General features: G+C 35.0%; 13 protein-coding genes. 6 read left to right on the top strand and 7 right to left on the bottom strand.

Annotated elements, in window-relative coordinates; translation table 11 throughout:
• Positions 1-18: 18 nt before the first annotated feature.
• Positions 19-1,242: a 4-hydroxy-3-methylbut-2-enyl diphosphate reductase gene (locus GQN54_RS05825; RefSeq protein WP_160632576.1), complete on the bottom strand. Its 1,224-nt coding sequence runs from the start codon at positions 1,240-1,242 to the stop codon at positions 19-21.
• 341 nt (positions 1,243-1,583) lie between these two features.
• On the opposite strand from GQN54_RS05825, the gene GQN54_RS05830 reads away from it, so the two are divergent.
• Positions 1,584-2,294 carry a YebC/PmpR family DNA-binding transcriptional regulator gene (locus GQN54_RS05830; RefSeq protein ID WP_160632577.1) on the top strand — a complete coding sequence of 237 codons (711 nt, stop codon included), beginning with the start codon at positions 1,584-1,586 and terminating at the stop codon, positions 2,292-2,294.
• 108 nt (positions 2,295-2,402) lie between these two features.
• Here the strand turns inward: GQN54_RS05830 and GQN54_RS05835 are convergent, their stop codons facing one another.
• The 3 genes from GQN54_RS05835 to GQN54_RS05845 form a co-directional block, all read right to left on the bottom strand.
• Positions 2,403-3,359 (bottom strand): tRNA dihydrouridine synthase, encoded by a 957-nt coding sequence (locus tag GQN54_RS05835; protein WP_160632578.1) that lies wholly within the window; start codon positions 3,357-3,359, stop codon positions 2,403-2,405.
• Between the two features lie 42 nt (positions 3,360-3,401).
• Positions 3,402-4,265, bottom strand: a complete 864-nt coding sequence (locus GQN54_RS05840; protein WP_160632579.1) for a DUF5694 domain-containing protein — start codon at positions 4,263-4,265, stop codon at positions 3,402-3,404.
• Positions 4,266-4,458: 193 nt separating this feature from the next.
• Positions 4,459-4,887 carry an FKBP-type peptidyl-prolyl cis-trans isomerase gene (locus GQN54_RS05845; RefSeq protein ID WP_160632580.1) on the bottom strand — a complete coding sequence of 143 codons (429 nt, stop codon included), beginning with the start codon at positions 4,885-4,887 and terminating at the stop codon, positions 4,459-4,461.
• A gap of 125 nt (positions 4,888-5,012) precedes the next feature.
• Between GQN54_RS05845 and GQN54_RS05850 the strand changes: the two genes are divergently transcribed.
• From GQN54_RS05850 to GQN54_RS05870, 5 genes are all read left to right on the top strand, one after another.
• On the top strand, positions 5,013-5,525 hold the full coding sequence (locus GQN54_RS05850) for a DUF4442 domain-containing protein (RefSeq protein WP_160632581.1): 513 nt from the start codon (positions 5,013-5,015) through the stop codon (positions 5,523-5,525).
• A 1-nt stretch (position 5,526) separates the two neighbouring features.
• Positions 5,527-6,117, top strand: coding sequence for a DUF2911 domain-containing protein (locus GQN54_RS05855; protein WP_207554834.1), 591 nt, complete (start codon positions 5,527-5,529; stop codon positions 6,115-6,117).
• A gap of 270 nt (positions 6,118-6,387) precedes the next feature.
• Positions 6,388-8,118, top strand: a complete 1,731-nt coding sequence (locus GQN54_RS05860) for a DEAD/DEAH box helicase (protein ID WP_160632582.1) — start codon at positions 6,388-6,390, stop codon at positions 8,116-8,118.
• A gap of 204 nt (positions 8,119-8,322) precedes the next feature.
• The gene (locus GQN54_RS05865) at positions 8,323-8,514 is read left to right on the top strand and encodes a cold-shock protein (RefSeq protein WP_160632583.1); all 192 of its coding nucleotides are present in this window, start codon (positions 8,323-8,325) and stop codon (positions 8,512-8,514) included.
• Between the two features lie 150 nt (positions 8,515-8,664).
• Positions 8,665-8,832: a Lacal_2735 family protein gene (locus GQN54_RS05870; protein ID WP_160632584.1), complete on the top strand. Its 168-nt coding sequence runs from the start codon at positions 8,665-8,667 to the stop codon at positions 8,830-8,832.
• Positions 8,833-8,837: 5 nt separating this feature from the next.
• Here the strand turns inward: GQN54_RS05870 and GQN54_RS05875 are convergent, their stop codons facing one another.
• From GQN54_RS05875 to GQN54_RS05885, 3 genes are read right to left on the bottom strand one after another with little or no spacing between them, the layout of a single operon-like run.
• Positions 8,838-9,545: a ZIP family metal transporter gene (locus tag GQN54_RS05875; protein ID WP_160632585.1), complete on the bottom strand. Its 708-nt coding sequence runs from the start codon at positions 9,543-9,545 to the stop codon at positions 8,838-8,840.
• Positions 9,546-9,554: 9 nt separating this feature from the next.
• Positions 9,555-10,544 carry a YhdH/YhfP family quinone oxidoreductase gene (locus GQN54_RS05880; RefSeq protein WP_160632586.1) on the bottom strand — a complete coding sequence of 330 codons (990 nt, stop codon included), beginning with the start codon at positions 10,542-10,544 and terminating at the stop codon, positions 9,555-9,557.
• 7 nt (positions 10,545-10,551) lie between these two features.
• Positions 10,552-12,651, bottom strand: coding sequence for a glycosyltransferase family protein (locus GQN54_RS05885; RefSeq protein ID WP_160632587.1), 2,100 nt, complete (start codon positions 12,649-12,651; stop codon positions 10,552-10,554).
• Positions 12,652-12,662 lie beyond the last annotated feature (11 nt).

Consider the following 12,662-nt stretch of genomic DNA (forward strand, 5'->3'; position numbering starts at 1 on the left):
GCCTTAGTTTTTTTCAAGCTATTTTAACATCTCTTTCAGTACACTTTCCATGGATTTACTCTCAGGAAAATAAGTCAGAATTTTAGAAATAACTGCGTCAATCATCGTGTCGGGGCATGAAGCACCGCTTGTCAATATCACTTTTGTAGGATTGTTTTTTGGTAAAAAGTTTTCCGTATTTCTTAATTCTTGGTGGTGATAATTGAAATGCTGAATGCGTGATTCATCTAGAATCTCATCAGCTGACGAAATGAAGTAAGTTGGCAATTTGGCTTCGCACAGTTCTACAATATGGGAAGTGTTAGAGCTGTTGTAACCACCCACAACGATTGCTAAATCAGCGTCAGCTTCTAATAAGCCATAAGTCGCTTGCTGATTATCATTGGTGGCGTAGCATAACGTATCTCTGGTGTCTGCAAAATGATTCTTTAAGTTATCAGCGCCATATTTCTCCAACATCACTTGTTTGAAATAATCTGCTATTTCTTGAGTTTCACTAGCAAGCATAGTGGTTTGATTGACAACACCAACTCGTTCCAAGTGTTTTTCTATATCGAAATCAGCAGAGTACATTCCTTCAAAACGCTCGAAAAATACCGAGGCCTCTCTTTTTCCTAAAATAATGTCACCAATAATACGTGCTTCAACAATGTCTTTTATAATAATAGATGGCGCACTTGCATTACTGTGAGAGAAAGTAGCACGAGTTTCTTCATGTTTGTGTTTGCCATGAATTAAAACCGTGTAATTATCTTGTCCTAGTTTATCGGATTGTTTCCATACTTTATTCACGAAAGGGCAAGTCGTATTGTATTTCTGAGTTTCAATGTTTTTGTCCTTTAGTAATTGTTCAATTTCTAAAGTCGTTCCAAAAGCAGGGATTATAACGATATCATCCGATTTTAGATCATCCCACTCTATAAAGTGATTGCCTTCAGTGTCCATAATAAAGTCGATTCCTTTCGATTGTAAGTCAGCATTTACTATTGGATTGTGGATCATTTGCGACAATAATAAAATGCGTTTCCCAGGATTTTCTTCAACTGCTTTATATGCAATTTCTATGGCATTTTCCACTCCATAGCAAAAACCAAAATGTCGTGCAATGTAAAATTGAACAGGTCCGAAATCGAGCAAAGTAGGGGTAAAGTCCTTTTTGCGAGGGTCGCTTATTTTTCGTGCTTCTTTGATAGAACCGATGAATGAACTTCGGTAATAGGTAGGGATATCGAACTGCTTCATAATACTGTTTTGCAGTTCAAAATTAAGGATAAGATCATTGAAAAAGGGGTAGGGATAAAAAAAATCACCTGGCGACCAAACCAGGTGACAAATTGGTTAAAACCTAATACAAATTAACCAAAAACTCTAGCGCAAAAATAGACTAATATTCCCATTGGCATGCAAGAACTTTATAAATGGTAGGTATAATTACATAAGTGGCGACAACATCTCTCAGAGAAGACTTTTTAATCTATTTATTTTATCCTTATAACATTTATAAGATAATTTTATGCTGGGACTATTTCAATAAAACGATAGAATGGTTTAATTTGCACAACTTAAAAATACATTGATAAATCATGGGAAGAGCGTTTGAATATAGAAGAGCAGCCAAAGAAAAAAGATGGGATAAGATGTCCAAAGTTTTTCCAAAGTTGGCGAAGGCCATTACTTTAGCAGCGAAAGAAGGTGGAATGGATCCTGAAATGAATGCCAAATTAAGAACGGCTATTCAAAATGCGAAAGGGGAAAACATGCCTAAAGATAACATTGAAAATGCTATCAAAAGGGCAGAAGCAAAAGATGCTGAGAACTACGTTGAAGTCAATTATGAAGGAAAAGGGCCTCATGGAGTGTTAGTATTTGTAGAATGTGCAACAGACAATACCACTCGAACCGTTGCGAATATAAAATCATACTTCAACAAGGCTGGTGGGAGTATTGTACCGACAGGTTCTTTAGAATTTATGTTTAAAAGAAGAGCAGTTTTTGAATTTGAGATTCCTGAAGGTGTTGATGTTCAAGAATTAGAATTAGAGCTAATTGATGCAGGACTTGAAGAAATTGAAGTAGATGGCACAACGGCCTATGCATATGCCGATTGGACTGACTTTGGAACTTTAAGCCAGGCATTGGAAGACCAAAAAATCGAGTTGACAAAATCTAACTTACAACGTTTCCCAACTACACCTGTAGAGTTTACAGATGAACAAATGTTAGATATTGAGAAAATGATGGATAAAATTGAGGATGATGATGACACTCAGGCAGTTTATACCAATATTGCTTAATAAACAGATTCAATAGAATGTGAGCCGTTTGAATTTTTAAACGGCTTTTTTTTATACAAACGATAAGGTTCCAATGAAGAAAATTCAATAATATTTATATGGATTCAGTTAGACATGCTCGCTCTCTGAATCTAAAATCTGTCTGACTGCCTTATCGTAGGCTTCTATTGTATTTGCCTTCTTAATCAACTTCACTACTTTTTTTTGGTTCTGAAAAGTGGTTGCGAAGTATTCCCAATAGTGAAGCATTTTTAAAGTGATGTGTTTAGCTCCTGATAAAGTTTGTTCAAACTCGGAGAATAAAGTATCATGAAACTTACTAAACACTTCAATTCGATTATTGGGATATTCTGTGCTATCATTTTTAATCATTTGGGGTAAAAATGGATCAGCAATTAACCCTCTACCAATCATCCAATTCGAAATGTTTGGAAATCGTTTTTTCAGAGCTCTATAACTTTCCACTGTGGTGATGTCTCCATTGTAATAAAGCGTGTGCTTACTGTGATCGATACAACGCTGAAAACCATCCAAGTCGACACCACCTTTATACAACTGTTTGCCAATTCGAGCATGAATTGCCACGTTTTTGATTGGATATTTTTCCAAAACAGGAAAAACATCCAAAATTTCAAGGTTATGCTCGTAGCCCATTCGCATTTTCATAGAAACAATAATATCCGTTTCATTATGAACACGCTCTAGAATTCCATCTATTCTTTTTGCGTCGCTAATTAATCCTGATCCCATGCAACGATTAATCACCATTGGATAAGGACAACCCAAATTCCAATTCAATTCTTTGTAGCCCAATGACTGTACATATTTTGCGACGAAGATAAATTCATCAGCATCATTGGTCATTATTTGAGGAATGACGGTTAAAGTATCGTTATTTTTAGGCAAAATATCTCTCTCGTATACAGGCTTTATCTCTAACTTTCCATTCAGTCTGATGTATGGGGAATAAAAAGTATCTATTCCACCAAAGTATTTTTGAAAGGCATTGCGAAAGCGAAAATCAGTGAAGCCTTGTAGTGGAGAAGATAGTAGGTTTGGTGCCATTGGAAACCAAAATTAGAGAAAGTGATTGGGTTTTTTCGTCCATTATGGCTTCAAATAATCTAATGTATTGACCATTTCAAATTTGGGGCTTCGTTGAATAAACTCCCTAAGCATGGCAGTATGCGCTGAACCCATTAATATTAAAACTCTGTCTTCTTTGTTCATTTTGATACGGTTCAAATTAGAGTATATTTTCATGTTTCTAAGGTAGAATTGAGCAGCTTGTTCTGCTCCTTGAAATCCACTGTCAATTCCTACATATAGAAGTTTATCAGCATTGGTATTGAGTGAATAATCTAGCATCACGGGGTCATTGATTAACCTCAATTTCTCAATTAGGGATAATTCATCAAAATGATCGTTTAAGTCGGCGATTTCAGGATAATGTTTAAATGGTTCATTGGTTAGTTCTAAATAGGTCTCTCGATCAATGGAATTTTCAAGTTCAGGACTATTTTCTATAAAATCTCCTAAACTGTAATTGTATCCCATATGATTATCAATACCAAATACTTGTTTCAAACCGTTCATATGAGCTACATCAAACCCAACCATACTAAGTTCTCCATAATTCGTATTTAGAATTTCTGGTTGTTTTATATAGGCTTGATATGCTGTATTTATCTCTTGATGATATTCAGGGATGTATTCCAGACAAACTATAGTAGGTTTAAATCGAGCGAGTAATTTAGAGAGTTCACGTATTTCTTGTTGCTTTTCGGCATCATTTTCATCAAATTCAACAGAAGTAGCATCTGAAGTGAACCCAAAATGAAAGCTTCCAACATTTAAAACTTGAATTTTGTTAGGAGAAGGTGAGGCAGTTGTTTTCTTTGGTTGTTGAAACGGGGTGGATTCTGTACACCCCCAGAAGACTATTGATAAGATAATGAGTATTTTCTTCATAGGTTCCTATGGTATAAGTGAATAATATTTTGGAGCAGAAATATAATTGTTATTTACAAAATAGCACGAATTAATTATAGCAAATAGGAAGTAGTTATCATCAACTTAAAGGGGGCATTTCTAAATTGATCGCACAAAAAAACCGTCTCCCTAAAAGGAAGACGGCCATTTACACTATAAAATACTACCAGAATTAACCGATAGAAACTACTTCGATATCAAATACTAAATCCTTACCTGCTAATGGGTGGTTTGCATCTAGTTTAATATGATCATCAGCTACTTCAACAATTGTAACTGGCATTTGTGTACCATCTTGTTGTCCTGCCGATAGAGTCATACCTACTTCTGGTTTAATCTCAGCTGGAAGCTGATCTTTAGGAACCGACATAACCATGTCTTCTCTAGGTTCTCCATATGCCTCAGCACATGGAATATTTGCTACCGTAGATTCACCAGCTGCTAAACCGATTACTGCTTTATCAAACCCTTGAATTAATTGACCTGACCCAACAGTAAATTCTAATGGCTCTCTTTCTCTCGAGCTATCGAAAACTGTTTCGTCTGTTAATTTTCCTGTGTAATGTACTTTAATCTTGTCGCCTTCTTTTACTTTTGACATATGCTTGTTTTTATTCTAAACTCCTTGATTTTTATCAAGTTTTTTGCAAATTTAACAGTAATATAAAAGCCTACCTAATTATATTGGGGTAACTTTCTTAAATAAATATAAATAATAGTCTTTACATGATGGATCTCAATAAAATAATCAAAAGTGCACAATCTTCTAATTTTGGATTGTGGAAATTTAATTTCATTCTTCACAGGGTTATCCCATTTAATAAACCGCACAATTTAAAAGTAGTGCACATCGATTCCAACAAAGTTGTGGTCAATATTCCCTACAAAAAATCTAATTTAAATCACATAAAAGGATTGCATGCATGTGTACAGGCCACCGCTGCAGAGTATGCTTCCGGCTTATTGCTGTTATCTCGTTTGGGGTTTAAAGACTATAGAATCATTATGGAAGGTATGGAGTTAAGTTATTTATTTCAAGGCAAAATGGATGCAGAAGCAACTTTTGAGATTAAAGAAGAAACACTTCAAAATGAAATAATGACACCTTTGAAAAAAGGAGAAGTTATCTATTATAAATGTCATATTTCTGTAAAGGATAAAAAAGGGAATGAATTGTGTATTGCTAAAACAAATTGGCAATTGAAGCCTTGGAATAAAGTAAAAACAAAAATGAATTAAAATGAAAAAATTGAAACGAACTGCGGCAGTAGTGGCACTAATATTGGCAACTACACTTTCTATTACTGCTCAAGAAAATGCACAAAAAAAACCTGTAAAGAAGATGCAGAAAGAGCAAGAATCAACTTCTAAAATAAAAGCAGAGACTGTAACTGAAAAGAAAAGTCCGTTGCGTAAGGCCGATGCGACCATTAATGGTGTAGCGATTGAAATCGAATATAGCGCACCTTCAGCAAGAGGAAGAGAAGTTATGGGCGAATTAGTTCCTTATGGTGAAATATGGCGAACGGGTGCTAATAATGCAACCACGATTATGTTTTCGAAGAAGGTATTTGTAGAAGGGAAGGAAGTTCCAGCTGGTACCTATTCATTATTTACCATTCCTAATGAAGACGAATGGACGATTATTTTGAATAAAGATGCCAAACAATGGGGAGCTTATAAGTATGACGAATCAAAAGACCAATTAAGAGTAAATGTTAGACCTCAATCAACTGACATCAAACGCGAAATGTTGGACTTTAGTTTTAATGAAGACAATGAGTTGGTGCTACATTGGGAAAATGTTATGGTTCCAATAAAAATCAAATAGAAAGAAAACTAATAAAGTCGCCTCACTTGGAAACAAGTGGGGCGTTTTTTTTTACAAAAAAGGATCATTTTTGCGCAGTTTTAGTGGTTAATGACTTGCTAAATAGAGCTAAAAATAAAGCCCTAAGTATTCTATAATAGAGCGAGAAATGATAAAGTGTTAAGTAAATCCTTGTTGATTAATTTGTTAAGCTTTTTGGATTCGTCAGGCATATCCTCTGAATATCCATTTAATAAACTTACTTTTGCACCTTAATAAAATACAACACATTTGAATAAATTTTCAGCATTAGGGCTTTCAGATTTACTGACGAAATCCCTTCAAGATATGGGGTTCGAATCCCCATCAGAAATACAGGAAAAAGCAATTCCAGTATTGATCCAAAACCAAAACCATTTTATCGGATTAGCACAAACTGGAACAGGAAAGACTGCTGCGTTTGGTTTGCCACTAATTGATTTGATTGATATTAACGATCGACACACTCAGGCAATTGTTTTGGCGCCAACACGTGAGCTAGGACAGCAAATTGCTGCACAGTTTCAAAATTTCTCTAAATATTTGCCAGAGATAAAGGTACTTGCCGTTTATGGAGGAGCGCCAATTTCGAATCAAATTAGAGCACTTAAGGATAAGCCACAAATTATTATAGCAACTCCTGGTCGTATGATCGATTTGCTGAATAGGAAAGCATTAAATATAAGCAAAATTCGCTATGTCGTACTAGATGAGGCGGATGAGATGTTAAATATGGGGTTCAAAGACGATTTGGATGAAATCTTGTCGCACACTCCAAAAGAAAAGCTTACTTGGTTATTCTCGGCGACAATGCCAAAAGAGATACGAAGAATAGTAAAAACCTATATGCATGACCCTGTAGAAATTTCCGTTAATTCTGGAACTTCTACAAATAAGGATATTGAACATCAATATGCAGTAGTTAAAGTTTCTGATAAAACAGAAGCTATCAAACGTATTATGGATGTGACTCCTAAAATGAAGGGAATCATTTTCTGTAGAACCAAAAGAGATACGCAAGCTTTAGCAGATGATTTAAAGTCTGCTGGCTATCATGTAGATGCATTAAATGGTGACCTGTCACAGGCACAGCGAGATAGGGTGATGCGCCAATTTAAAGCGCATGCTTTACAAATGGTTGTAGCTACAGATGTTGCGGCCAGAGGTATAGATGTAGATAACTTAACGCATGTGATTCATCATGCATTGCCAGATGATATTACCTATTACACTCACCGAAGTGGACGAACAGGTAGAGCAGGAAATAAAGGAATTTCCATTGCATTTATTTCTGCAAGAGATCAGAGAAGATTAAGAGAGATAGAAAGAAATTTAGATGCCTCTTTTTCTAAAATTGAAATTCCTTCAGCCAAAGATATTGCTGAAAAAAGAATTTTACAGTGGGCTGAGCTATTGGCTAAAACTGAAATTTCTTCTCATATCAATCACGACTTATTGTCTGCAGCATTGGAGACCCTTAGTAGCTTCTCAAAAGAAGAATTAATTTCTAAGTTAGTTTCTAATGAGCTGTCGAGTTTAAAATTGGATAAATCCAATAGAGATTTGAATGAAGCAGAAGGAAGAAGCTCTAGAGGTGGCGATGATAGAGGAAGTAGAGGCAGAGGTCGAGATAGAGGCGAACGTGGAGGAAGAAGAAGTGAACGGGGTGGAGATCGAGATACACGATTCGGTGACAAAAAAAAAGAAAAAAAAGAGGGAAGAAGAGATTATAGTCGACCAAAGGAATGGATGATGCTAAACATCGGTAAGCAAGATGCTATCCGGAAAAAAGATTTAGTTGAGTTTATTGCTGGTGAGGCTAAAATAGATAGGAGAGATATTGGAGACATCGTCGTGAAAAACGATCGCTCATATTTTGAAATAGAAAAACGACAAATGGATAGAGTTTCAAAAAGTTTAAGAAACTTCCCATTGGATGATAGAAAATTAGAAGTGAGTCAGAGTACGCCTAGTGGAAAGTAATCTTCATCGAGGAATTCAAAAAGTCAAGTCTTTCACAGTCTTGACTTTTTTTGTGATTAATTTTTACTAAAGGGTTTCTACATTATAGGTTAGGGAGTGGATTGATTGAATTAATTAACAAAAAATAAATTATAAATTAATGAGTTAGAATTGTTTTATGAAGTAATAATCCCGTACATTTGTGGCTGAATTAAAATTATTATAATGAAAGAAGGAAAAGTAAAATTCTTCAATGATACCAAAGGATTTGGTTTCATTAAAGATGACAACGATGACAAAGAGTACTTTGTACACGTAACAGGATTAATTGATGAGATTAGAGAAAATGATGAAGTAACGTTTGAGTTGCAGGAAGGTAAAAAAGGCCTTAACGCTGTTAATGTAAAACTTGCTTAATATTTATAGAATTTGAATCTTTAAGCCTAAGCCTTTCTCTTTTGAGGAAGGCTTTTTCTTTGCTTAGTATTTTGCTTTTTATATCTCTAGAAATAGATATTTCGATAAACAATTTTAGAAAATGGATGTTTACCAAATTAAACTACCATCATGTTTGGATTATTCAAGAAGAAATCAGAAAAAGAGAAATTACAAGAACAATACAAAAAGTTATTGGAACAATCATTTGAGCAATCAACAATAGATCGCAAGAAAAGTGACCAATTGCAAGCAGAAGCGGAAGAGGTGATGAAAAAGATAGAGCGAATTAAGGCATAGCTTCTTTAAATCAATTTTTCGCCAATCATTCCCACAAGAAATCCTACAATCGCACCAAGAGAAGTCGCTCTTTTATTCTTTAATTGACTGTTTGGAATAATATCTTGAATCAATAAATATAAAATCCCACCACTAGAAAAGACCATTAATATCGCCGTGAGATTTGGATACTGACTTAATACAAAGTGTCCTGTTAGTGCGCCAATAATTCCTAAAAAGCTAAGGAAAAAGAAAATGACTAAAGTCTTTTTGGTAGAGAAGCCGCTTATGACTAAATCGCGATATGAGTTAAATGCTTCAGGTAAATTTTGAAGACCAATAAATACTGCTAAAAGAGTAGCCGTTGATGGTTCAATTGCAAAAACAGCTCCCAATGCGATAGATTCTGGAACAAAATCCATCAGCATAGCCATTAGTGTAGCAGTTTGTCCACCTTTTTTCACCAAGTAAGAATCTAGGGCGTAGAAGCATATTGCTCCGGATAAAAATGAAATAATCAAAGGAAACAGACTTAACTCTTCCAGACCTTTTGGAACTAAAACCAATGCTAACGCAGACAAAATGATTCCAGCACCGAAAGACATTAATGTGTAGATAATGTCATATTTTATTGGACTTTCTTTAACATGATGATTAAACACATGCGCTAAAACGCCACCTATAAAAACGGTAATTCCTGCGAATCCTGAAAAAAGAAGTAAACTAAGTAACAATTTTTGGGATTAAAATTTTACAATAATTCGGCCTTTGGTTTTACCTTCTAAAATTGCATCTAAATAAGGGTTCAATTCTTCTAGTGAAATATAAGTGGCGCTATCTTCTGGTAAATTGACATTCCATTCATTACCTAACTTTTTCCACAATTCAGTTCTTAAATTCATTGGGCATTCGGCAGATTCTACTCCTAATAAATTGATCCCGTTCAATATAAATGGATAAACTGTTGTAGATAAATCAGGACTAGCAACCAGACCGCAAGTTGCGACATTTCCGTTTCTATCACATGCTTTTAATAAGGTAGCTAACGTATTTCCACCAACAGTATCTATTGCGCCAGCCCACTTAGGACGTAGTAGAGGGCGGTTACTATCATCGGAAGTAAAACTTCTGTCTTGTATTTCTGTTGCGCCCAAACTTGTTAAATATTCTTTCTCAGATTTTCCAGTTGATGCAATTACCTGATATCCTGCATGAGCCAATAGGGCAACTGCCATTGAGCCTACACCTCCTGTAGCCCCAGTAACGACTATTTTACCCATTTCAGGTTTCTGCCCCCCTTTAATCATTTTATGCAAGGCTAAAGCAGCCGTAAAACCTGCTGTTCCAAACTGCTGACTTTTTTCAAAACTTAGATTTTCTGGTTTCTTTACTACCCAATTGGCAGGCACTCTAATATATTCTGCAAATGCACCGTCATGATTCATTCCCAAATCGTAAGAAGTAACAATGACTTCATCACCTTTCTTGAATCGATTGTCCTCGCTGCTTTCTACTATTCCTGAAGCATCAATTCCTGGAGTGTGTGGGTATTTTCGTGTAATTCCTTTGTGTCCTGATGCTGAAAGTCCGTCTTTATAATTTAATCCTGCAAACAGGACTTTAATAACTACTTCACCAGTTGGGAGTTGTTCAATCGTTTTGTCTTCTATTTTTCGACTAAAGGTTCCGTCTGTATTTTCTCTGACTACTAGTGCTTTGAATGGATTTTTCATGAGTTCTTTATTTTGCAATTAGTAATTTAAAATTATCGTACTTCATATATGTCCTATCGGCATTCCAAAAATATACCTTTAGCTCTTCTTCAGGGTGATTGAGGGGAAGTTGAGTTCTAAACTGAATGTGTTCCCAAACACCTGTTGTATCTATTTCATTTTGAATGTAAAAAGGTTCGTAAAGTTCAGATCCATAGCTAACTACTAGAGTAGCTGTTGAGTTAGTGTCGGGCATCCAAATGTCAGCATCGACTACCACATCAATAGGTAAGGGACCTTCACTTTTTATGATTTGGCTATAGGTTAACCCGTATTCTATGGATGAATTCAATTCCATTTCTTGTGACAATGTTGGGGATAAATTACTATATCCATTAGGTATAGAGTCAAATGAACCATTGAAATTAAGTTCACTAAAATGATAAAGGTGCTGAAAGAATTGAATGCTTTTTGGATCTTTTGTTGGCTGATAAAAACGAATTCTTGAGGTTTGTCCTACCAAATCTAATTTCTTAATAATAGATGGGTAATTCATGTAAACATCTGAAAACAAAAAAGTATCAATCATGGTGACATAATCCAATCCATATTCTAATCCTTCTTTAATGCTGACGGAGTCAGTAGATAAAACTGCAACACCACTTCTATTCATAAGAATAAACGGAGTATTTGTTGTTACTGCATCTATGGCAAGAACAGTTTTGTCATTCGAAATTTCCAATTCGTCCATTAAAAGACGTGCATCTTTAAAAGCTCGATAAGCTATTTTTGCACGATCTTTATTTTGAGTTCTATATCGTTCATTGAGCTTAACTTTTGTATTGTAACCCATATTTATAGTAAAAATGACAAATAGCGCCATGGCTACATTTTGATAATCTTTTTTGATAGCAATAAACGAAATGCCTAAACCAAAAAATAGGAGTATTACTGGAAAAAAAGTATCTATAAAATAATAATCATGGTCAACAAATTGTTGCCCCATTAATTTAAAAAAGAGGAGACAGCCAAGAAGGTAAAAAGAGTTGAAATAAAGTATGTTCCTTTGAATAGCAGTAGGGTGAAATGGATTAACAGTTTTCCATATTAAGATCCAAATACTTCCTGCAATTAAAAGGTAGTGATAGGGGCTAAAATACTCACCTCCCCAACGTAATCTTATTTTACCTAAAGTGGTAGATAAATAGTCCATTGAATCGATAGAAAGAAATTTATCCAGAAAAATAGATCCATAAGTCTCACTTAAATTCTGATTGTACAGCCAATATAAAGCAACTATAACAAGACCTAGAATGGGGAAATACAATTGCTTGATATGCTCTCGCTTTTTGATAATTAGAGCGACCAAAAGACAAAGTAAAGCAAATAATGGGATCACAAATGGTAGCCGAATTAAAGCTGCTAGCGTCAGAAAAATGATGCCCTTTAGGTATTTTGTAGTGCTAGGTTGATGCCATTGACTAAGTATATAATATAATCCAATGAATAGTAGAGAGAAAGAGGGAATTGAAGGCAAAAATCCATTGAGGTAATAGGCATAGAATGGAGCAAAATAAGTGAATAGCATCATGGCTAATCCTTTTAATTTATCCCTCGTTAACAACCCAAAGAATCGATAGACGAAGAATAATCCTATGAGCCCCCATAATAGCATATAAGTTCTAAAGACAGTAACAATATCCCACTTAAAAATATATGAAATGCATGCTATAATGTACTCATTGATTGGAAAGTCTACAGCGGTTATTCCATGCCTCGTTATAAGGTTAAAATTGCATGGATGAAAAAAGTCAAATCCATTTTGCAGAAAGCATAAAGCTATGGCCAATCTGTCTGATTGTGTCCATGCATGAACGTGAACAGGGAATAGGGTTGATGTAGGCCAATAGAAGATTAAAGCTCCAATAAATAACACTGTGATTGCTATCGTATTAGTGTTCTTTGAATCTAAGAAATAAGCGCGCAGTTTTTCCATTGTATACTTGTCGTGAAAGTAGACATTTCTAAGGAATGTAGAAAGCGGATAATCTTCATTTTTTACATCAAAAGTTGGTCCTCTGTTATGATTCGAATAAAAAAATGATAATGAAAAAGTCCCTTGATTCATTTAAATCAAGG

The sequence above is a fragment of the Acidiluteibacter ferrifornacis genome (genome assembly GCF_009909615.1).
Classification (GTDB): domain Bacteria; phylum Bacteroidota; class Bacteroidia; order Flavobacteriales_E; family Vicingaceae; genus Acidiluteibacter; species Acidiluteibacter ferrifornacis.

Coding starts and splice junctions, on each gene's coding strand:
- GQN54_RS05880 (WP_160632586.1), bottom strand. CDS start 10,544: ATGAAAAATCCATTCAAAGCACTAGTAGTCAGAGAAAATACAGACGGA.
- GQN54_RS05825 (WP_160632576.1), bottom strand. CDS start 1,242: ATGAAGCAGTTCGATATCCCTACCTATTACCGAAGTTCATTCATCGGT.
- GQN54_RS05865 (WP_160632583.1), top strand. CDS start 8,323: ATGAAAGAAGGAAAAGTAAAATTCTTCAATGATACCAAAGGATTTGGT.
- GQN54_RS05840 (WP_160632579.1), bottom strand. CDS start 4,265: ATGAAGAAAATACTCATTATCTTATCAATAGTCTTCTGGGGGTGTACA.
- GQN54_RS05855 (WP_207554834.1), top strand. CDS start 5,527: ATGAAAAAATTGAAACGAACTGCGGCAGTAGTGGCACTAATATTGGCA.
- GQN54_RS05835 (WP_160632578.1), bottom strand. CDS start 3,359: ATGGCACCAAACCTACTATCTTCTCCACTACAAGGCTTCACTGATTTT.
- GQN54_RS05830 (WP_160632577.1), top strand. CDS start 1,584: ATGGGAAGAGCGTTTGAATATAGAAGAGCAGCCAAAGAAAAAAGATGG.
- GQN54_RS05885 (WP_160632587.1), bottom strand. CDS start 12,651: ATGAATCAAGGGACTTTTTCATTATCATTTTTTTATTCGAATCATAAC.
- GQN54_RS05850 (WP_160632581.1), top strand. CDS start 5,013: ATGATGGATCTCAATAAAATAATCAAAAGTGCACAATCTTCTAATTTT.
- GQN54_RS05845 (WP_160632580.1), bottom strand. CDS start 4,887: ATGTCAAAAGTAAAAGAAGGCGACAAGATTAAAGTACATTACACAGGA.
- GQN54_RS05870 (WP_160632584.1), top strand. CDS start 8,665: ATGTTTGGATTATTCAAGAAGAAATCAGAAAAAGAGAAATTACAAGAA.